Genomic DNA, 20214 nt, shown 5'->3' with positions numbered 1-20214 from the left:
CTACCAGGGGGTCAGGCCGGGGTGATGTTGTGGTTGAAGCGGAAGACGTTGTCCGGGTCGAACTCCCGCTTCACCCCGCCCAGCCGGGCCAGATTCTCCTCGCCGAGCCCCGCGACCACCCGCTCCCGGCCCTCGTCGCCGGTGAAGTTGAGGTACACGGCGCCGGTGCTCCACGGCCGGACGTCGGTCCGGGTGTCGCGGACCCACTGGATGGCGCGGGCGTCGTCCGCCGGGTCCTCCCAGATCCCGAACGGGTGCACGGCCCAGGGCGCGTCGCGGTACGGGACCGGCCACTCGGGCGGGCCCGACGCGATGGCACCGCCCTGCGGGAAGAGCACGTGCTGGCAGCCCGACGGCACCGGCATCGAGGCCGCACGGGCGCAGAACACGTCGAGCAGCTCGTCGGGGGCGGCGCGCAGGTACTCGGCGGACCAGTAGTTGCGCAGCTCGGGCGGGTCGTCGAACATGCACTGGAAGTCCGCGTAGGGCAGGGCGGTGACCATCTCCACCTCGTGCGGGACGGCCAGCAGCGGCGCGGCGAGCGCGCGCACCTCCTCCTCGGGCCCGGTGTACGTGAGCAGCGCGCCGGCGAGCAGGGTGCCGACCAGATGCGGCGGGACGAACTCCGCGGGCGGGCCGGTCAGGTAGAGGATCCCGCCGGCGGCCTCGTCCGGACCGGACTCGATGATGTCCCGGTACGCGCGGGTCAGCGCGGGCCCGTGCTCGGGCAGGGCCAGCACCATGGCGACCGAGAACACCGGCAGGTCGTGCAGCCGCAGCGTCAGCGAGGTGGCGATGCCGAAGTTCCCGCCGCCGCCGTGCAGGGCCCAGAACAGCTCCGGGTTCTCCTCCGCGGTCACGTCGAGGACCTGGCCGTCGGCCGTCACCAGCTCGACGCCGAGCAGATTGTCCACGGCCAGGCCGAACTTCCGGTCCGCCCAGCCGGAGCCGCCGCCGAGCACGTACCCGCCGACGCCCGTGGTCGAGGCCCGGCCGCCGGTGGTCGCCAGGGCGTACGGCTGGCAGGCCCGGTCGAGGTGGCTCATCGTGGCGCCGCCGCCGACGCGGACCGCCTTGGCCGCCGGATGGACCGTGACCTCGTGCATCCGGCGGAGGTCGACGACGACACCGCCGTCGTTGAGGGACATCCCGGCGACGCTGTGGCCGCCGCCGCGCACCGCGATGGGCAGGTCCAGGCTGCGGGCGAAGCGGACGGCGGTGACGACGTCCGGGACGCTCTCGCACTGGGCGATGACGGCGGGTTTGCGGTCGATCATCGCGTTGAAGAGGGTCCGGGCCTCGTCGTAGCCCGGGTCGTCCGCGGTGAACACGGCGCCGGAGAGGTCGTCGCGGAGGGCGGCGAGTGCGGTGCCGGCCTTTGAGGGGGCCATGGCCTGCCGCTCCTTTCGGAGGATGGCGTAAGACCATTCCAGCGTAGGCGGGGCCGGTGGCGGGGGCGCGCCGGCCGTGCGGCGCCGTTCCCCCCCCCCCCCCGACTTCGTCCGGGGGGATCCCGGGGGCTTTCGCCCCCGGCACCCCGCGCCGCCTCGAACGCCGGCGGGGCCGATCGTGCCGCTACCCCCCGTACGCCCCGCTCGCCGTCAGGCGCAGGGCCGTGTCGATCAGGGGGACGTGGCTGAAGGCCTGGGGGAAGTTGCCGACCTGGCGCTGGCGGCGCGGGTCCCACTCCTCCGCGAGCAGCCCCAGGTCGTTGCGGAGCGCCAGCAGCCGTTCGAAGAGCCGGCGGGCCTCGTCGACCCGGCCGATCATCGCGAGGTCGTCCGCCATCCAGAACGAGCACGCGAGGAAGGCCCCCTCGTCGCCCTCCAGGCCGTCGACGCCGGCCTCCTCACCGGCCGTCGGGTAGCGCAGGATGAAGCCGTCGGGCGTGGACAGCTCGCGCTGGATCGCCTCGATGGTGCCGATGACACGCTTGTCGTCCGGCGGCAGGAAGCCCATCTGCGGGATCAGCAGCAGCGAGGCGTCCAGCTCCTTCGACCCGTACGACTGGGTGAAGGTGTTGCGCTCCTTGTCGTAGCCCTTCTCGCACACGTCCTCGTGGATCTCGTCGCGCAGCTCGCGCCAGCGCTCCAGCGGGCCGTCCGCGTCCCCGCTCTCGATCAGCTTGATCGTGCGGTCCACGGCCACCCACGCCATCACCTTCGAGTGCACGAAGTGGCGGCGAGGGCCGCGCACCTCCCAGATGCCCTCGTCGGGCTGGTCCCAGTGGGTCTCCAGGTAGCGGATCAGCTTGAGCTGGAGCAACGAGGCGTAGTCGTTGCGGGCCAGGCCCGTCATGTGGCCCAGGTGCAGGGCCTCGGTGACCTCGCCGTACACGTCGAGCTGGAGCTGGCCGGCGGCGCCGTTGCCGACGCGGACCGGCCGGGAGTTCTCGTACCCGGGCAGCCAGTCGAGCTCGGTCTCGCCGAGCTCCCGCTCGCCGGCGATCCCGTACATGATCTGGAGGTTCTCCGGGTCGCCGGCGACCGCGCGCAGCAGCCACTCGCGCCAGGCGCGGGCCTCCTCGCGGTAGCCGGTGCGCAGCAGTGAGGAGAGGGTGATCGCCGCGTCCCGCAGCCAGGTGTAGCGGTAGTCCCAGTTGCGGACGCCGCCGATCTCCTCCGGGAGGGAGGTGGTCGGCGCGGCGACGATCCCGCCCGTGGGGGCGTACGTGAGGGCCTTGAGGGTGATCAGGGAGCGGATCACCGCTTCCCGGTAAGGCCCGTGGTACGTGCAGTGCTCGACCCACTCGCGCCAGAACTCGGCGGTGGCCTCCAGCGCCGCCTCGGCGTCGGGGGACTCCGGGGCGCCCTTGTGCGAGGGCTGCCAGCTGATGCAGAAGGCCCGCCGGTCGCCCGGTCCGACGGTGAAGTCGGAGTACGTCGTCAGGTCCTCGCCGTAGGTCTGCGCGTCGGTGTCCAGCCAGACCGAGTCGGGGCCGGCGACGGCGACCGTGCGCCCGTCGACCTTGTGCACCCAGGGCACGACCCGCCCGTAGCTGAAGCGCATGCGCAGCGCGGAGCGCATCCGCACGCGCCCGCTCACGCCCTCCACGATGCGGATCAGCTGCGGCGCGTGGTCCTCGCGCGGCGGCATGAAGTCGATGACGCGGACCGTGCCGCGCGGGGTGTCCCACTCCGATTCCAGCACCAGCGAGTCGCCGCGGTAGCGGCGCCGGCTCGCGGCCGGGGCCTCGCCGTCGGCGGGGAAGGCCGGGCCGATCCGCCAGAACCCGTGATCCTCGGTACCGAGAATGCCCGCGAAGACGGCATGGGAATCGAAACGTGGCAGACACAACCAGTCCACCGATCCGTCCCGGCAGACCAGCGCCGCTGTCTGCATGTCCCCGATCAGTGCGTAATCCTCGATGCGCCCGGACACGTTGCATCTCCAGTCGAACGGCCACGTCCGCCCCGAAGGGCGCTTGCAATGCGCGGTTGCGCGGTCTCCCGTGTGGAGAAACCCCCGCATCGAGCCATGATTCCTTAAGCCGGCGGGGTCGCGCCGTCTGCCGGACTGCTCGGCGGGCGATGTGCAGCGATATCCGAGCAGGATATGACGGCACCCTAGTGATCTCCGTAAGCCCGCGGACAATGGGACTGGGCCGAACGGGTGACCCTGCGGATGACCAGGCCGGACGCTCCCGCCGGGCCTGTCGCGCCGCGCCCCGCGAGCGTGGCCGGAGGCAGACCGGTCTTGGCGCTGATAGGCTGGTACCCCGTGGACCGGTGGTCTGCCTGTGCAAATCAGGAGCCCCGAAACCGCAGCTTCGGCGCCCCCTGAGACCCTTCCGGATCGACGGTGGCCGGCGCCGGACGCACCTCACCTCGCGACCACGGGAGCCCCCTCTTGGCGATGCCGCCCAAATCCATGACGACCAAGCACATCTTCGTCACCGGGGGTGTCGCTTCGTCCCTCGGCAAGGGCCTGACGGCCTCCAGCCTGGGTGCGCTGCTGAAGGCGCGCGGCCTGCGGGTCACGATGCAGAAGCTCGACCCGTACCTGAACGTCGACCCGGGCACGATGAACCCGTTCCAGCACGGCGAGGTGTTCGTCACCAACGACGGCGCCGAGACCGACCTGGACATCGGCCACTACGAGCGGTTCCTCGACGTCGACCTCGACGGCTCGGCCAACGTCACCACCGGCCAGGTCTACTCGCAGGTCATCGCCAAGGAGCGGCGCGGCGAGTACCTCGGTGACACCGTGCAGGTCATCCCGCACATCACCAACGAGATCAAGCACCGCATCCGCCGCATGGCGACCGCGGACGTCGACGTCGTGATCACCGAGGTCGGCGGCACCGTCGGCGACATCGAGTCGCTGCCGTTCCTGGAGACCGTCCGCCAGGTCCGCCACGAGGTCGGCCGCGACAACGTCTTCGTCGTGCACATCTCGCTGCTGCCCTACATCGGCCCCTCCGGCGAGCTGAAGACCAAGCCGACCCAGCACTCGGTCGCGGCCCTGCGCAACATCGGCATCCAGCCCGACGCGATCGTGCTGCGCGCCGACCGCGAGGTCCCCACCTCCATCAAGCGCAAGATCTCGCTGATGTGCGACGTCGACGAGGCCGCCGTGGTCGCGGCGATCGACGCCAAGTCGATCTACGACATCCCGAAGGTGCTGCACACCGAGGGTCTGGACGCGTACGTCGTGCGCAAGCTCGACCTGCCCTTCCGCGACGTCAACTGGACGGTGTGGGAGGACCTGCTGGACCGCGTCCACAACCCCGACCACGAGGTCAAGGTCGCGCTCGTCGGCAAGTACATCGACCTGCCCGACGCCTACCTGTCGGTGACCGAGGCGCTGCGCGCCGGCGGGTTCGCCAACCGGGCCCGCGTCCAGATCAAGTGGGTCACCTCCGACGACTGCAAGACCGCGGCGGGGGCCGCCGCGCAGCTCTCCGACGTGGACGCGATCTGCGTGCCCGGCGGCTTCGGCGACCGCGGTGTCAACGGCAAGGTCGGCGCGATCACCTACGCCCGCGAGAACAAGATCCCGCTGCTGGGCCTGTGCCTGGGCCTGCAGTGCGTGGTCATCGAGGCCGCGCGCAATCTGGCCGGCATCGAGGACGCCAACTCGACCGAGTTCGACGCCTCCACCCCGCACCCGGTCATCTCGACCATGGAGGAGCAGCTGGCCTTCGTCGAGGGCGCGGGCGACCTGGGCGGAACGATGCGCCTGGGCATGTACCCGGCGAAGCTCGCCGAGGGCTCCATCGTCCGCGAGGTCTACGGCGACCAGGCGTACGTGGACGAGCGCCACCGGCACCGCTACGAGGTCAACAACGCCTACCGCGGCGAGCTGGAGAAGAAGGCGGGCATCGTCTTCTCCGGCACCTCCCCGGACAACAAGCTCGTCGAGTACGTCGAGTACCCGCGCGAGGTGCACCCGTACCTGGTGGCCACCCAGGCCCACCCGGAGCTGCGTTCGCGCCCGACCCGCCCGCACCCGCTCTTCGCGGGTCTGGTGAAGGCGGCCGTGGAGCGCCAGCAGGCCGCCAAGTGAGTCCGACGGCCTGACCGCATACCGTAGACAGCCGGGGTACGGAGATCCGTACCCCGGCTGTCGCGCGTTGTGGAGGACTTCGGGGCATGAACATCAAGGACACGTCGGAATCCTGGGAGACCCTGTCGACCCAGCGGCCGTTCCAGGGCGCGAAGACCGCGGTGAACTCCGACGAGGTCCGGATGCCCGACGGGTCCGTGGCCCGCCGCGACTACCAGGTGCACCCCGGCTCGGTGTGCGTGGTGGCGCTGGACGAGGAGGGGCGGGTGCTGGTGCTGAGCCAGTACCGCCACCCCGTGCGGCGGCGCCTGTGGGAGCTCCCGGCGGGGCTGCTGGACGTACCGGGGGAGAACCCGCTGCACGGCGCGCAGCGGGAGCTGTACGAAGAGGCGCACGTCAAGGCCGAGGACTGGCGGGTGCTGAGCGACTACTACGCGTCGCCCGGCGGCTCGGACGAGGCGATCCGGATCTTCCTGGCGCGCGAGGTCTCCCCCGCCGAGGGCGAGCGCTACACGGAGTCCGGCTCGGAGGAGGCGGACATGGAACTGGCCTGGGTCCCGCAGGACGAGCTGGTACGGGGCGTCCTCGCGGGAGAGCTGGGCAACATGGGGCTGGTCGTGGGCGTGCTGGCCCTCTCCGCGGCCCGGTCCGCAGAGGGCGGTCTCGACGCCCTGCGGCCCGCCCTCGCGCCCTGGCCCGCCCGCCCCTACGAGGCCTGACCCGTCCGGGCGCCCGGACGGGGCTGGTGTGACCATCTGCTGATCCGATCGGGCGATCCACCCGCCGCGCTCCACACGGGTCGTCGCTCTGCGTGAACTACGCTCGCAACCCGAAGGCAGGGAGAGGAGCGGATCCGTGACGGATTTCGTCGGGCGGCGGCGTGAGCTCAAGGAGCTCCGCGAGGACATCGCCCGGACCGGGCTCGACACCCTCTCCGGCCGGAAGGCGAAGGCCCCGCGCGCGCGGGTGCTGCTCGTCGCGGGTCGGCCCGGCTCCGGCCGGACCGCCCTCGCCGAGGCGTTCGTCCGCGAGGTCCGCTCCGACTACCCCGACGGGGTCCTGCGCACCCGCCTCACCACCCCCGGCGGGGAGGCCGTCGCCACCGAGCAGGCCCTGCGCGGCCTGCTCGAAGGGCTCGGAGAGCCCACCCCGCCCGGCGCCGCCGAGGACGAGCTCAGCTCGGCGCTGCGCGCCGCCCTCGCCGACCGCAAGGCGATCCTGCTCGTCGACGACGCCGGCGACCCCTTCCAGGTCGACGCGCTGCTCCCCGACACCCCCGAGTGCCTGGTCGTCGTGACCTCCGAGGGGCCCCTCACCGGGATTCCGGATGTCCGCCCCTGCACCCTCGGCGGGCTCGACCCCACCTCCGCCGTCCTGATGCTCTCGCGGCGGATCGGGGACACCCGGATCACCGTCGACCCGCGCGCCGCCGAGGGCCTCGCCGAGGAGTGCGGCGGGCAGCCCGCCGCGCTGGCCCTGGCCGGAGGATGGCTCGCCGTCCACCCCAAGGCCTCCGTCGCCGACGTGGCCAAGCAGCTCCACGAGATGACGCCCGGCATCAGCGGCCCGCTCGGCCGGGCCTTCCGGCTCGTCTACGAGTCCCTGCCGCAGCCCGCCCAGCGCACCCTGCGGCTGCTTCCGCTCGCGCCCGCCGGCATCGTCGACTCGCACACCGCCTCCGCCCTCGCCGGCTGCTCCGTGGCCGCCGCGCAGTCCACCCTGGAGGACTTCGCCGGGCTGGGACTGGTCCGGCCCGGACAGGACGGCCTGTTCCTGCTGCCCGGCTGCCTCACGCCGCTGCTGCGGGCGCTGCTGGAGGCCAAGGAGCGCCCCGCCGAGGTCCAGCTGGCCCGGGCGCGGATGCTGGAGCGCACCGTCCGGCTGCTGCACTCCTGCCGGGCCATGGCGACCGATGACGAGGATCCCGGGGTCGGCGGGCCCGAGAAGCTGGACGGGCTGCCCCGCGCCCTGCGCTTCCCCGACCGGCGGGCCGCCGCGACCTGGCTGGACACCCGGCTGCCCGCGCTGTCGGCGGCCGCCTCCCTCGCGGTGGCGGACGGCGGGCTGGACACCCTGGCCCGGCGGCTGGTCGCGGCCCTGGTGCGGGCCTTGGCGGAGCACCGCGGCACCGCCGCGGCCGCCCCCGAGCTGTACGGGCTGCACCGACTGGTCCTGGACGTCGCCGAGCGCCGCGACCTGTACCGGGAGCAGGCCGCCGCGCTGCTGAACCTGGCGGACCTGGACGCCGAGACCGGGCGTACCCAGGAGGCGCTGGAGCGCTACCGGGCCGCGCTGGACGCCGGACGGGCCGCGAACGACCCGTACGCGACCGGCCGCGCGATGGAATCCGTAGGCGGTGCCTACCAGGAGCTGGCGGACTGGCACCGGGCTTCCGACTGGTTCGGCCGGGCGCTGTCCCAGGCCCTCGCCCGGGGGGAGCGCGCGGACGAGGCCCGGCTGTACGGGCGGCTCGGCAACGTGCACACGTACGCGGGCCGGTACGGGGACGCGCTGCGCAGCTGGCGGGCGGCCGCCGCGGGCTATCGGAGACTGGCCGATGTCCCGGGCCAGGCCAAGGCGTTGAGCGAGATGGCGCGCGTCCAGGAGTACGCCGGGCGGCCCGAGGAATCGCTGCACACCTGCCGCGAGGCGGTGGACCTCGCGCGCCGTGCCGGGGACCTGCGGCTTCACGCCGCGCTGGAGGTCCGGCTGGCCGACACGCTGGACCGGCTGGGTGATCCCGCGGCTGCCAGGCTGCACCGTGCCACGGCCGACAGATTGCTGGGAGATGACCCCGCAGCCTGCGAAATCCGTAGTGATTCCGACTGAGATTATTTGTTTGCAAGGCTAGACAGCGCGTCGTCCTTCATTAGACTGGCTTCACCACGACATCCCGTGGTGCATCCCGTTGCGCGTTCTTGTGGGCGGGTATGTATGTAAGTGCCCCGAAAAATCCCCTGAGCCAAGGACCGTGATCGACGATGAAGGTCGGCATCCCCCGCGAGGTCAAGAACAACGAGTTCCGGGTCGCCATCACGCCCGCCGGCGTGCATGAGCTGGTCCGTAACGGCCACCAGGTCTTCATCGAGCAGAACGCCGGTGTCGGCTCCTCGATCACGGACGCTGAGTACGTCTCCGCCGGCGCCGAGATCCTCGGCACCGCCGACGAGGTCTGGGCCACCGCCGACCTGCTGCTGAAGGTCAAGGAGCCCATCGCCGAGGAGTACCACCGCCTCCGCAAGGACCAGACGCTCTTCACCTACCTGCACCTCGCGGCCTCCCGCGAGTGCACGGACGCCCTCCTGGAGTCCGGCACCACCGCCATCGCGTACGAGACGGTCGAGCTCGCCAACCGCGCGCTCCCGCTGCTCGCCCCGATGTCCGAGGTCGCGGGCCGCCTGGCCCCGCAGGTCGGCGCCTACCACCTGATGCGCTCGGCCGGCGGCCGCGGCGTGCTCCCCGGCGGCGTGCCCGGCACCCACGCCGGCGAGTGCGTGGTCATCGGCGGCGGCGTCTCCGGCTGGAACGCCGCGCAGATCGCCATCGGCATGGGCTTCCACGTGACCCTGCTCGACAAGGACATCAACAAGCTCCGCGAGGCCGACAAGATCTTCGGCACGAAGATCAAGACGATCGTCTCCAACGCCTTCGAGCTGGAGAAGGCCGTCGTCGAGGCCGACCTCGTCATCGGCGCCGTTCTGATCCCGGGTGCGAAGGCCCCGAAGCTGGTCACCAACGAGCTCGTCGCCAAGATGAAGCCCGGAAGTGTCCTTGTCGACATTGCGATCGACCAGGGCGGCTGCTTCGAGGACTCCCGTCCGACCACCCACGCCGAGCCGACCTTCCAGGTCCACAACTCGGTCTTCTACTGCGTCGCCAACATGCCGGGCGCGGTGCCGAACACCTCCACCTACGCCCTGACCAACGCGACCCTGCCCTACATCGTGCAGCTCGCGAACCTCGGCTGGGTCGAGGCGCTGCGTCGTGACCCGGCGCTCGCGCTGGGCCTCAACACCCATGACGGCCAGGTCGTTTACGGCCCGGTCGCCGAGGCCCACGGCCTCGCGACCCTTGAGCTGAGCACGCTGCTCGGCTGATCGGTCAGACCTCGTCAACGACTGACGTCAATCTCACGTATCCGGCCGGACCTTGCCCGCAAGGTCCGGCCGGACGCGTTTGCGCAGAGCCCGTCCGTACCGCTCAACTCGCCTCGAACGTAACCCTTTAACCCTTTCGCGCACCCGCGAAACTTCGCGGCGACAGCCCGCACGCCCTTGACAGAGTGGTGTTCGGTTGCCGACACATCGTGCCGGGTCCGGTGGATTGTGTTGCCGCTGGGCGGTGACACGCCATAGAGTCGCCAACCGTCGGCATGGTGCCACGCTGACCTATCGATAAGTGTCCTGGTCACGTCCGAGGAGGTAAGACGACTTGTGAATGAGTCGACATTTACTCCTGGAGGTGGTCGAGCAGGGACGCCTGAGCGGGGCCAGGGCCCAGCCGGGCTCGAAGCTGTCGGCTCCGTCGCAGTACGCACCTTCGCAAACCACCAGCACATGACGACGCCTCAAAAGAGCATGGACGGCCTAGACGTGAACTCCAGGGCCGGCGACCTGAGCGGCGAAAAGCCCGTGGGTTTCGCCGACTACGAAAATGTGCCCGAGGGGCACTTCTACGACCCCGACGCGGAGTACGAGCCCGACCCCGAGTACGCGGCCACTCTCGCCCCCGACGCTGCCCGTCAGCGCCGTGAGCGGATCGGCCCGACCGGACGGCCGCTGCCGTACTTCCCGATCCCGGGTCCGCTGACCGATCACGGTCCGGCGAAGATCATCGCGATGTGCAACCAGAAGGGCGGCGTGGGCAAGACCACGTCGACCATCAACCTGGGCGCCGCACTCGCCGAGTACGGGCGGCGCGTGCTGCTCGTCGACTTCGACCCGCAGGGCGCGCTGTCCGTGGGCCTCGGAGTCAACCCGATGGAACTCGACCTGACGGTCTACAACCTGCTCATGGAGCGGGGCATGTCGGCCGACGAGGTGCTGCTCAAGACGGCCGTTCCGAACATGGACCTGCTGCCGAGCAACATCGACCTGTCCGCGGCCGAAGTGCAGCTGGTCAGCGAGGTCGCGCGCGAGTCGACGCTGCAGCGGGCGCTGAAGCCGCTGATGGCCGACTACGACTACATCGTGATCGACTGTCAGCCCTCGCTCGGTCTGCTGACCGTGAACGCCCTGACGGCGGCTCACAAGGTCATCGTCCCGCTGGAGTGCGAGTTCTTCGCGCTGCGCGGTGTGGCGCTGCTGACCGAGACGATCGAGAAGGTGCAGGAGCGGCTCAACCCGGAGCTGGAGCTCGACGGCATCCTCGCCACGATGTACGACTCCCGCACGGTGCACAGCCGTGAAGTGCTGGCGCGCGTCGTCGAGGCCTTCGACGACCACGTCTACCACACGGTCATCGGCCGTACGGTGCGCTTCCCGGAGACCACGGTCGCCGGCGAGCCGATCACCACGTACGCGTCCAACTCCGTCGGTGCCGCCGCCTATCGCCAGCTGGCCAGGGAGGTGCTCGCGCGGTGTCCCGCCGAGTGAGTCTGCCCGGAGCCGACGAACTGTTCCGCACGACCGGGGGGATGGCGCTGCAGTCGTCCTCGCCGCGGCGGGACGAGTCGCCGGCCGGGGAGCAGCACGGGGCGGCGGCGGTGGCGGAACCCGCGGTCGGCGCACCTCGGCGGTCGCAGGAAGGTTCTGTCAGCCAGGAGCCCCGGCGGGGCAAGGGTGGCGGCGGCCAGGGCCAGGGCCAGGGCCGGGGGGCGAACCGCCGGCCCAGCGGGCGGGAGCGGCACGACGAGAAGATCACGGTCTACGTCTCCGCCGAGGAACTGATGGACCTGGAGCACGCGCGCCTCGTCCTGCGCGGGGAGCACGGTCTCGCGGTCGACCGCGGCCGCATCGTGCGCGAGGCGGTGGCGGTCGTCCTGGCGGACCTGGAGTCCCGCGGCGACGCCAGCATCCTGGTCCGCCGCCTCCGCGGCCGCTGACCCTGACGGACCCGGCCCCGCCCGGGCCGCGCACACCGCCCCCTGCCGGGGCCCGGCCCCCGCTCTGGCGGCCCTGAGGGCCCGTCTCCCTCGGCCCCTAACGGGACCTGGCCGCTGACCCCCTGACGGACCGGGGCCCGCCCCGGCCGCGCGCGCCGTCCCCGGCGGGGTGCGGCTACCCGCCCTGCTGCCTCTGCGAGCCTGTCTCCCTCGGCCCCCTTCCGGCAGTGCGGGGCGTCTCCTGGCGGGGGGCGGCTCCCGCTCTGGCGGCCCCGTGGGGCCCGTCCCCCTTTCCCCGGCCACGTGCCATCCCCTGGGCGCGGCCCGCCCCCGCGGTCTTGCGGGCCCGTCTGCCTCGGCCCCGTTCAGGCAGTGCGGGTCGTCCCCTGGCGGGGCGCGGCCCCGTCCCGGCGCCCCTGCGGGTCCGTCCCCCCTCGGCCCCTGGCGGGAGCCCCCCGTCCCTGCGGGCGTCCTTCCTCGACCCTGGTGGGGCGCTCCCGTGCCCTCTGCCCCTGCCGGAGCCCGGCCCTGAGGGCCTTGGCTCTGCCGGGCGTCCCTTCTCGGTCCCGGCGGGGCCCCGTTACGGTCCCCGGCCCCGCTCGGGTCGTCCGGGTTTCGCCCCGTGGCGTGCCGTTGAGGGGGCATACGGGGCCAACCTCGCCGCGGCTGTCCCGGTTGGCCCCCGTGGGTCCGTCCCGGCAGGGGCGCTCGCCCTTGGGCCTCTGCGGGCCGACCGCGTGTGCGGGCCGGGCTCCGTGGGCTGTTCCCGGTTGGCGGGGTTTTCGTATGGGCCCCGTGGCCCTGCGGGCCGGTCAACCGTCCGGGGTGGGGCTCGGGTCGTCCGCCGTCCGCCGTCCGCCGTCCGCCGTGCGATGCGTTGTTGCGGGCGGGTCGGGCTTTAGGCTGCTCGTGGCGGCGGGGACTGACCCGGCCCGCCCCGTCCGGGCGCGAGTCGTACCGCTACGCCGGACACCCTCCCGTACCCACCCTGGATCGCGATGCCCACTCCTGCCGAACCCGGCCGCCCGACCCGCCGCCTGCTGGGCCGCGGCCCGGGTGTCGCCGCCGCGCCCGCCCCGCAGGAGGCTCTCCCCGATCCCGCCCCTTCCCGAAACCGGGGGGAGACCCCCGGCTCCCCTCCCACGCCCGTCGCGCCCCCGGCTGAGCGTCCGGTGCCCGACGGGGCCGCCCCCGTAGCCGCGGAGGGCACGGCAGGGCCGGCTGAGGACTCGGAGACCACCGCTCCTGGCACCCGGCACCCCGCAGACGCTGCCGTACCGGCAGACACCGCGCGGGCTGCTGAGGCCGCAGCACCCGCGCCGGAATCCGCGTCCGAACCCGCGACCGCGACCGCGTCGGCGATCGCCCCGGCGCCCGCGCCCGCGTTCGAGCCGGGGCTCGCGTCCGGATCGGCGTCCGCGCCCGCGACCGCACGTGAGCCCGGGGCCGTTTCCGCGACGGCACCCGCGTCCGTGGCCGGCCCTGCGGCCGCGGCGGGAAGCGGCGGCGGACCCGCTGCCGGTCCCGGAGGGGAGGGGCGGTTCGTGTTGCGGCTGGACAATTTCGAGGGGCCCTTCGATCTGCTGTTGCAGTTGATCTCGCGGCACAAGCTCGATGTCACCGAGGTCGCGCTGTCCAAGGTCACCGACGAGTTCATGGCGCACATCCGGGCCATGGGGCCCGACTGGGATCTCGATCAGACGACCGAGTTCCTCGTCGTCGCCGCCACGCTGCTCGATCTCAAGGCCGCCCGGCTGCTGCCCGTCGCGGAGGTCGAGGACGAGGCCGACCTCGCGCTGCTCGAGGCCCGGGACCTGCTCTTCGCGCGGTTGCTCCAGTACAAGGCGTACAAGCAGGTCGCCGAGATCTTCCGGCGCCGGGCCGAGGACGAGGGGCGGCGCTACCCCCGCACCGTCGGACTGGAGCCGCACCTCGCCGGGCTGCTGCCCGACGTCGTCATCAGCATCGGCGCCCGGGGGTTCGCCCGGCTCGCCGTCCAGGCGATGCAGCCCAAGGCGAAACCGCAGGTCTACGTGGACCACATCCACGCACCCCTCGTCAGCGTGCGCGAACAGGCCGGGCTCGTCGTCGCCATGCTCCGGGCGCGGGGCGAGGCGACCTTCCAGGAGCTCACCGAGGACGCCCCCGACACCCTGACCGTCGTGGCGCGCTTCCTGGCCCTTCTGGAGCTCTACCGGGAGAAGGCCGTCGTCCTGGAGCAGGAGGAGGCCCTCAGGACGCTCACGGTGCGCTGGAGCGGCGCAGACGGGGCCGGCGGCGACGGGGACGGGCTGTCGGGCGTGAGCGACGAGTTCGATCGGATCGTGGAGGTCAAGGAATGAGCGACGTGGCCGAGCTGGCGCTGAAGCCGGCCCTGGAGGCCGTCCTCATGGTCGTGGACGAGCCCGCGACCGAGGAGCACCTGGCCAAGGTGCTGGAGCGGACCCCGCGCGAGGTCGCGCAGGCGCTGCGCGAGCTCGCCGACGACTACGCCGTCCAAGGGCGCGGGTTCGAGCTGCGGCTGGTCGCCGGCGGCTGGCGGTTCTACAGCCGCGCCGCGTACGCCCCGGCCGTCGAGGCCTTCGTACTGGACGGGCAGCAGGCCCGTCTCACGCAGGCCGCGCTGGAGACCCTGGCGGTCGTCGCGTACCGCCAGCCGGTGAGCCGGACACGGGTCTCGGCGGTGCGCGGAGTCAACTGCGACGGGGTCATGCGGACCCTCCTGCAGCGCGGTCTGGTGGCCGAGGCGGGCACGGAACCCGAAACAGGTGCGATCCTGTACAGGACGACGAACTACTTTCTGGAGCGGATGGGCCTGCGAGGCCTGGACGAGCTCCCGGAGCTCGCGCCCTTCCTCCCCGAGGCGGACGCGATCGAAGCCGAGACGCAAGAGGGTGTTCCGTCGTTCGATCCGGACCTACCGGACACCGATGAAGACGACAAGACGACGGAACTTTGATGCGAAGCAGCGGCAACGGCAACGGCGGCGGCAACAGGAACAGCAGTGGCGGTGGCGGCGGGCGCGGTAACTACCGCGGCGGCGGCTCCGGCACGGGCGGTGGTGGCTACCGCGGTGGCGGCTCCAGCGGGGGCAGCGGCTCCGGCGGCTACCGGGGCGGCGGCTCCGGCGGCGGCTACCAGGGCGGCGGCTCGGACTCGCGTGACCGCGACGCGCCGCCGCCGCGCATCCGCAACCCCCGCCCCGAGGAGCGCCGCTACGACGTCGGCCCCGAGGGTGAGCGCAACGGCCGCGGCGGCGCCAAGGCGGGCGGCGGCGGTGCCCGCGGCGCCGCCGACGGCAACCGGGGCGGCTCCGGCGGTGCCCGCGGCGCGGCCGCGCGCGGTGGTGCCAAGGGCGGCCCCAAGACCTCCAAGACCCCCGGCATCGGCGGGGCCGGCGGCCCGCGCCGCGGTCCCGGCAGCCGCAGCGGCCAGTCCCGTCCCCGCGAGCTGGACGCGCGGATCGAGGAGCGTGTGCGCGACCGGTACGCCGACAAGCCCGTGATCAAGACGCCGAAGACCTTCCCGGGCGCCGAGCAGGAGGGTGAGCGCCTGCAGAAGGTGCTCGCCCGCGCCGGCATGGGTTCGCGCCGCGCGTGCGAGGAGCTCATCGAGCAGGCCCGCGTCGAGGTCAACGGCGAGATCGTGCTGGAGCAGGGCAAGCGCGTCCAGCCGAAGGACGAGATCAAGGTGGACGGCCTGACCGTCGCCACCCAGTCGTACCTGTTCTTCGCGCTGAACAAGCCGGCCGGCGTCGTCTCCACCATGGAGGACCCGGACGGCCGTCAGTGCCTCGGTGACTACGTCACCAACCGTGAGACCCGTCTCTTCCACGTCGGCCGGCTCGACACCGAGACCGAGGGCATCATCCTGCTCACCAACCACGGTGAGCTGGCCCACCGCCTCACGCACCCCAAGTACGGCGTGAAGAAGACGTACGTCGCCGCCATCACCGGCCCGCTGCCCCGCGAGATCGGCAAGCGCCTCAAGGACGGCATCGAGCTGGAGGACGGGTACGCCCGCGCCGACCACTTCCGCGTCGTCGACCAGGTCGGCAAGAACTACCTGGTCGAGGTGACCCTCCACGAGGGCCGCAAGCACATCGTCCGCCGCATGATGGCCGAGGCCGGCTTCCCGGTCGAGAAGCTCGTCCGGACCTCCTTCGGCCCGATCGAGCTGGGCGACCAGAAGTCCGGCTGGCTGCGCCGCCTGACCAACACCGAGGTCGGCATGCTCATGCGCGAGGTCGGTCTGTAAGCACCCGGTCCGCAAGGACCCGGCCCGCCACCTCGGCGGTCCGTCGAAAACCCGCAGTGCCTTCGGGCGCCGCGGGTTTTTTCGGCTTGTCCCGGGCCCCGGTCCCTGTTTATAGTCAACCTGACTATTAAGGCTGTGAGGGAGGGGGCCCGGCGTGAGCTGGACCATGAGCTGGACCGAGGTGCTCGGCTTCGCCACCGGCGCCCTGTGCGTGTGGCTGGTCGCCCGCCAGCACGTCGCCAACTGGCCGATCGGGATCGCGAACAACGTCTTCTTCATCGTGCTCTTCGCCCAGGCCGGCCTCTACGCCGACGCCGGGCTCCAGATCGTCTTCATCGCCCTCGCCGCGTACGGCTGGTGGTCCTGGACCCACGGGGGTGGACCAGGAACCGCCGAGGCCCTGCCGGTGCGCCGCACCACGCGCACCGAATGGGCCGCGCTCGCCGCGGCGGGGGCGGTGGGGGTGCTCGGCCTGACCCTCCTGCTGAGCGCGGCCACCGACTCCACCGTCCCGTTCTGGGACGCGCTGACCACCGGGCTGTCGCTCGCCGCCACCTACGGGCAGTGCCGCAAGCTCGTCGAGTCCTGGTGGCTGTGGATCGCCGCCGACCTCGTCTACATCCCGCTCTACGCCTACAAGGGGCTCTACCTGACCTCCGCCCTGTACGTCGGCTTCCTCGCGCTCTGCGTCGTCGGACTGCTCGGCTGGCGGCGCACGCTGCCCGCGCCGGGGGCCCGTACCGGGGCCGAGACGGCGCAGGCCTCGGCATGAGGCGCTACGGGCACGGCCTGGTGCTGGGCAAGTTCTACCCGCCGCACGCCGGGCACCACCACCTCGTGCGGACCGCCCAGGACCAGTGCGAGCGGCTGACCGTGCTGGTGTGCGCGGCTTCGGTGGAGTCGGTGCCGCTCGCGGACCGGGTCGCCTGGATGCGCGAGGCGCACCCCGGGGCCGAGGTCGTCGGCGCGGTGGACGACATCCCCGTCGACCTGTACGACCCGGCGGTCTGGGAGGCCCACATGGCGGTCTTCCGGGGCGCGGTCCCCGGCCGGGTGGACGCCGTGTTCACCTCGGAGGAGTACGGGAGCGAACTCGCCCGGCGGTTCGGGGCCGAGGAGGTCCTCGTCGACCGGGAGCGGATCCTGTTCCCCGTCTCCGGTACGGCGGTACGGGCGGATCCCGTCGGGTCCTGGGAGTTCCTCGGGCCCGCCGTACGGGCCGCCCTGACCCGGCGGATCGTCGTACTGGGCGCCGAGTCCACCGGGACCACGACCCTGTCGCGGGCGCTGGCCGGGCACTACCGGGCGCGCGGCGGGGTGTGGGCGAAGACGGGCTGGGTCGCCGAGTACGGGCGCGCGTACAGCGAGGAGAAGCTGGCGGCGGCCCGCGCGGCGGACCCGGCGGCCTCCTGGGCGGACGTGACCTTCACCTCGGAGGAGTTCCCGGTCATCGCGCGCCGGCAGGACGCGGACGAGGAGCGGGCGGCCCGGCTCGGCTCGCCGGTGCTGTTCTGCGACACCGACTCCTTCGCGACCGGGATCTGGCACGAGCGCTACATGGACGGCCGCAACGCGGAGGTCGAGCGGATCGCCGCCCGCACCCGGCGGGACCTGTACCTGCTGACGGACCACGCCGACGTGCCCTTCGAGGACGACGGGCTGCGCGACGGGCCCCAGCTGCGGCCCTGGATGACCGGCCGGTTCCGGGAGGAACTGGAGCGCACCGGGAGACGTTTCCTGACCGTGGACGGGGACCGGGAGACCCGCCTCTCCAAGGCGGTCGCCGCCGTCGACGAACTGCTCGGCGAGGGCTGGTACTTCGCCGACCCGCTGCCGGAGAACGTCCGGGCCGAGGCCCCGTGACCGCCGCCGGGTACGACCCGCACGCCTTCGAGCCGTTCGCGGTGACCGTCGACCTCGCCGTGTTCACCGTCCGCGCCGGGGCCCTGCACGTGCTGCTGATCCGGCGCGGCCGCGAGCCGTACGCGGGCGCGTGGGCGCTCCCCGGCGGGTTCGTCCTGCCCCGGGAGTCCGCCGAGACGGCCGCCCGGCGCGAACTGGCCGAGGAGACCGGGCTGGCGGGGGAGCTCGTCGCCGCCCTGCACCTGGAGCAGCTGCGCACCTACAGCGACCCGGACCGCGACCCCCGGATGCGGGTGGTCTCGGTGGCCTTCACCGCGCTGGTCCCGGACCTGCCGGAGCCGGTGGCCGGGGGCGGCGGAGACGCCGACCGGGCCCGCTGGGTGCCGGTGGGCGACGCCACCGCTCCCGGCTCCGAGCCGGCCTTCGACCACTCGGCGATCCTGGCCGACGCACGGGAGCGGGTCGGCTCGAAGCTGGAGTACACCTGCCTGGCCACCGCCTTCTGCCCGCCCGAGTTCACCCTCGGCGAGCTCCAGGCCGTCTACGAGACCGTCTGGGACACCGCCCTGGACCGCCCCAACTTCCGCCGCAAGGTCCTGGCCACGCCCGGCTTCGTCGAGGCCGTGCCCGGGGCCGCCCGGCTGACCGGCGGGCGCGGCAAACCGGCCGCGCTGTACCGGTCGGGACCGGCCACCACCTTGCACCCGCCCCTGCTGCGCCCCTCGGAAGGACCCGCACGATGACGACGACCACGACGAGCGCGACGACCACGAAGGCGGGGAAGCGGGCCGCGACGGGAGCCCTGATCGGCCTGGCCCTCGGCGACGCCCTGGGCTTCCCGACCGAGTTCAACGACGTGCCGTCGATCCTGGCCAAGACCGGCCCCTGGCGGAAGATGAGCCTGCCCAGCCCGGCGATCGTCACGGACGACACCCAGATGACGCTGGCCCTGGCGCGCGGCATACGGATTGCCACGGACAGCGGCCGGCTGGACCCGCAGAGCCTCGCGCGGCCGGTCCGCGAGGAGTACGTCGACTGGTACCACTCCCCGGAGAACAACCGGGCGCCGGGCAACACCTGCCTGAAGGCCTGCGGCCTGCTCGACCAGCCGGAGCGGGACTGGCGGGACGCCAGCCAGCTCGGCTCCAAGGGCTGCGGCGCGAACATGCGGGTCGTCCCGGTGGGCCTGGTCCCCGGCTGGACGCAGGAGGAACGGGCCGGCGCCGCCCAGCTCCAGTCCGCCCTCACCCACGGCCACCCGACGGCGCTCGCCGCCTCGGACCTGACGGCCCGCGCGGTGTACCTGCTGGCCCGGGGCACGGAGGTGACGGGATTGGTGGGGCTGCTGCGCTCGTACGCACTGGAGAACCGCACCCGCTACCACGAGCGGTGGCTCGGGGACCTCTGGATGCGCACCGCGTCCGACGCCTCGCCCGAGTCCTTCATCGCGCGGGGCTGGGACGAGTGCCTGGCCGTCCTGGACCGTCTCGCGGCGGCCCTGCGGACGCCCTCGCCGGAGACCGACCCCTGCCTGACCACCGGCGACGGCTGGATCGCCGAGGAGGCCCTCGCCACGGCGCTGCAGTGCTTCCTGCTCTTCCCCGAGGAGCCGCTGCTCGCGCTGCGCCGGGCCGCCTGCACGCGCGGCGACTCGGACTCCCTCGCCTGCCTCGCCGGCGCGTTCGCGGGCGCCCACCTCGGCGCGGACGTCTGGCCCCGCGAGTGGGAGGGCGGCATCGAGTACCGCTCCGAGCTGCTCGCCTTCGGCGCCCTCTGGGACGCGTGAGCGCGGGTCCCGGCTAGACCGGGGCGGCGGCCGAGGCGCGGCGGGCGCGCAGGAGGAAGTCCGCCACGCGGGCGTGGTCCGGGGCCTCCGGGAGCGGGGTGGTGGACAGGGCCGTCTCACACTCCAGCGTGAGCCGTGCCATCCAGGCGTCGACCTCGGACCAGGACAGCTCGCCGCGCTTGACCGCGAGGAGGCGCTCGCGGTGCGGGCCGGCCTCGATGGTCAGGCGGCCCGTGCGCAGCAGGTCGCGGCAGGACAGCAGCAGCCGCAGCAGGTGCATGGCGTGCTTCCAGCGCGGGGCGCCGTGGACGCGGACGTCCGCGACGAGTTTGCCGTGCTGGGAGACCGCGTACCGGCCGAAGCTGGTGTGGGCCCGGCGGGAGAGGAACGCCCCGCGCAGGGAGAGGAGTTCCTCGCCCAGCGGGGTCACCCGTTCCACGAGCGGGGAGTGCAGGCACTCCAGGATGTTCGGGTTGGCGCGCAGGGCGAGCTCGCAGAAGCGTTCCAGCTCCCAGGAGAACTGCTCCTCCCGCGGCCCCTCCACGTGCGTGGGCGGCTTCTCGAACCGCCAGAACAGCGGGGTCGGGGCGAGGTAGACACCGCGCCGGTCGGTGTCGCTCGCCTCCGTCGCCAGGCCGAACGCCCGCGAGCCCATCACGCACGCGTAGACCGTGTGGTCGCGTACCAGTTCCAGGGATTCGGGCGTCAGTTCGTTCATCGGGGGAGCGTAAGCGGACCGCCGCCCGCCCCGCGAGGG

At 72.8% G+C, this 20214-nt stretch carries 16 protein-coding genes; 13 read left to right on the top strand and 3 right to left on the bottom strand.

Annotated elements, in window-relative coordinates:
• Positions 1–11: 11 nt before the first annotated feature.
• A complete protein-coding gene (locus OG982_RS05270; protein ID WP_266789278.1) occupies positions 12–1391 on the bottom strand; it encodes an FAD-binding oxidoreductase in 1380 nt (459 codons plus the stop codon).
• Positions 1392–1575: 184 nt separating this feature from the next.
• Positions 1576–3342 carry a glycoside hydrolase family 15 protein gene (locus tag OG982_RS05265; RefSeq protein ID WP_266792202.1) on the bottom strand — a complete coding sequence of 589 codons (1767 nt, stop codon included), beginning with the start codon at positions 3340–3342 and terminating at the stop codon, positions 1576–1578.
• Between the two features lie 513 nt (positions 3343–3855).
• On the opposite strand from OG982_RS05265, the gene OG982_RS05260 reads away from it, so the two are divergent.
• From OG982_RS05260 to OG982_RS05200, 13 genes are all read left to right on the top strand, one after another.
• Positions 3856–5508, top strand: a complete 1653-nt coding sequence (locus OG982_RS05260) for a CTP synthase (protein WP_266789280.1) — start codon at positions 3856–3858, stop codon at positions 5506–5508.
• An 86-nt stretch (positions 5509–5594) separates the two neighbouring features.
• Entirely contained in the window at positions 5595–6227 is a 633-nt protein-coding gene (locus OG982_RS05255) for an NUDIX hydrolase (RefSeq protein ID WP_266789282.1), read from the top strand.
• A 136-nt stretch (positions 6228–6363) separates the two neighbouring features.
• Positions 6364–8337, top strand: a complete 1974-nt coding sequence (locus tag OG982_RS05250; protein WP_266789284.1) for a tetratricopeptide repeat protein — start codon at positions 6364–6366, stop codon at positions 8335–8337.
• A 152-nt stretch (positions 8338–8489) separates the two neighbouring features.
• Complete coding sequence (gene ald, locus OG982_RS05245) at positions 8490–9605, top strand: alanine dehydrogenase (protein WP_266789286.1); 1116 nt, start codon at positions 8490–8492, stop codon at positions 9603–9605.
• 459 nt (positions 9606–10064) lie between these two features.
• Entirely contained in the window at positions 10065–11102 is a 1038-nt protein-coding gene (locus OG982_RS05240) for a ParA family protein (protein ID WP_229895477.1), read from the top strand.
• On the top strand, positions 11087–11551 hold the full coding sequence (locus tag OG982_RS05235; protein ID WP_266789290.1) for a hypothetical protein: 465 nt from the start codon (positions 11087–11089) through the stop codon (positions 11549–11551). Before OG982_RS05240 ends, OG982_RS05235 begins: the two co-directional genes overlap by 16 nt.
• A 998-nt stretch (positions 11552–12549) precedes the next feature.
• Positions 12550–13893, top strand: a complete 1344-nt coding sequence (locus tag OG982_RS05230; protein ID WP_266789292.1) for a segregation/condensation protein A — start codon at positions 12550–12552, stop codon at positions 13891–13893.
• Positions 13890–14510, top strand: coding sequence for an SMC-Scp complex subunit ScpB (gene scpB / locus OG982_RS05225; protein ID WP_266789294.1), 621 nt, complete (start codon positions 13890–13892; stop codon positions 14508–14510). The genes OG982_RS05230 and scpB overlap by 4 nt, the downstream gene beginning before the upstream one ends.
• Positions 14510–15808 (top strand): pseudouridine synthase, encoded by a 1299-nt coding sequence (locus tag OG982_RS05220; RefSeq protein ID WP_266789296.1) that lies wholly within the window; start codon positions 14510–14512, stop codon positions 15806–15808. The genes scpB and OG982_RS05220 overlap by 1 nt, the downstream gene beginning before the upstream one ends.
• A 154-nt stretch (positions 15809–15962) precedes the next feature.
• Positions 15963–16580 (top strand): nicotinamide riboside transporter PnuC, encoded by a 618-nt coding sequence (gene pnuC / locus OG982_RS05215; protein WP_266789298.1) that lies wholly within the window; start codon positions 15963–15965, stop codon positions 16578–16580.
• A complete protein-coding gene (locus OG982_RS05210) occupies positions 16577–17671 on the top strand; it encodes an AAA family ATPase (RefSeq protein WP_266789300.1) in 1095 nt (364 codons plus the stop codon). The genes pnuC and OG982_RS05210 overlap by 4 nt, the downstream gene beginning before the upstream one ends.
• Positions 17668–18414 carry an NUDIX domain-containing protein gene (locus OG982_RS05205; protein ID WP_266789301.1) on the top strand — a complete coding sequence of 249 codons (747 nt, stop codon included), beginning with the start codon at positions 17668–17670 and terminating at the stop codon, positions 18412–18414. Before OG982_RS05210 ends, OG982_RS05205 begins: the two co-directional genes overlap by 4 nt.
• On the top strand, positions 18411–19457 hold the full coding sequence (locus OG982_RS05200) for an ADP-ribosylglycohydrolase family protein (RefSeq protein ID WP_266789303.1): 1047 nt from the start codon (positions 18411–18413) through the stop codon (positions 19455–19457). The genes OG982_RS05205 and OG982_RS05200 overlap by 4 nt, the downstream gene beginning before the upstream one ends.
• A gap of 13 nt (positions 19458–19470) precedes the next feature.
• Here the strand turns inward: OG982_RS05200 and OG982_RS05195 are convergent, their stop codons facing one another.
• A complete protein-coding gene (locus tag OG982_RS05195; protein WP_266789305.1) occupies positions 19471–20175 on the bottom strand; it encodes a nucleotidyltransferase domain-containing protein in 705 nt (234 codons plus the stop codon).
• Positions 20176–20214: the final 39 nt, after the last annotated feature.

It is taken from the genome of Streptomyces sp. NBC_01551, assembly GCF_026339935.1.
Lineage (GTDB): Bacteria > Actinomycetota > Actinomycetes > Streptomycetales > Streptomycetaceae > Streptomyces.
Note: the sequence above shows the minus strand (reverse complement) of the source record. Positions and strands in the feature narration are given on the sequence as shown.

Bases quoted from the DNA above. Each gene is read 5' to 3' on its own strand.
- OG982_RS05270 (WP_266789278.1), bottom strand. From the start codon at position 1,391: ATGGCCCCCTCAAAGGCCGGCACCGCACTCGCCGCCCTCCGCGACGAC.
- OG982_RS05265 (WP_266792202.1), bottom strand. From the start codon at position 3,342: ATGCAGACAGCGGCGCTGGTCTGCCGGGACGGATCGGTGGACTGGTTG.
- OG982_RS05260 (WP_266789280.1), top strand. From the start codon at position 3,856: ATGCCGCCCAAATCCATGACGACCAAGCACATCTTCGTCACCGGGGGT.
- OG982_RS05255 (WP_266789282.1), top strand. From the start codon at position 5,595: ATGAACATCAAGGACACGTCGGAATCCTGGGAGACCCTGTCGACCCAG.
- ald (WP_266789286.1), top strand. From the start codon at position 8,490: ATGAAGGTCGGCATCCCCCGCGAGGTCAAGAACAACGAGTTCCGGGTC.
- OG982_RS05240 (WP_229895477.1), top strand. From the start codon at position 10,065: ATGACGACGCCTCAAAAGAGCATGGACGGCCTAGACGTGAACTCCAGG.
- OG982_RS05230 (WP_266789292.1), top strand. From the start codon at position 12,550: ATGCCCACTCCTGCCGAACCCGGCCGCCCGACCCGCCGCCTGCTGGGC.
- scpB (WP_266789294.1), top strand. From the start codon at position 13,890: ATGAGCGACGTGGCCGAGCTGGCGCTGAAGCCGGCCCTGGAGGCCGTC.
- OG982_RS05220 (WP_266789296.1), top strand. From the start codon at position 14,510: ATGCGAAGCAGCGGCAACGGCAACGGCGGCGGCAACAGGAACAGCAGT.
- OG982_RS05210 (WP_266789300.1), top strand. From the start codon at position 16,577: ATGAGGCGCTACGGGCACGGCCTGGTGCTGGGCAAGTTCTACCCGCCG.
- OG982_RS05200 (WP_266789303.1), top strand. From the start codon at position 18,411: ATGACGACGACCACGACGAGCGCGACGACCACGAAGGCGGGGAAGCGG.
- OG982_RS05195 (WP_266789305.1), bottom strand. From the start codon at position 20,175: ATGAACGAACTGACGCCCGAATCCCTGGAACTGGTACGCGACCACACG.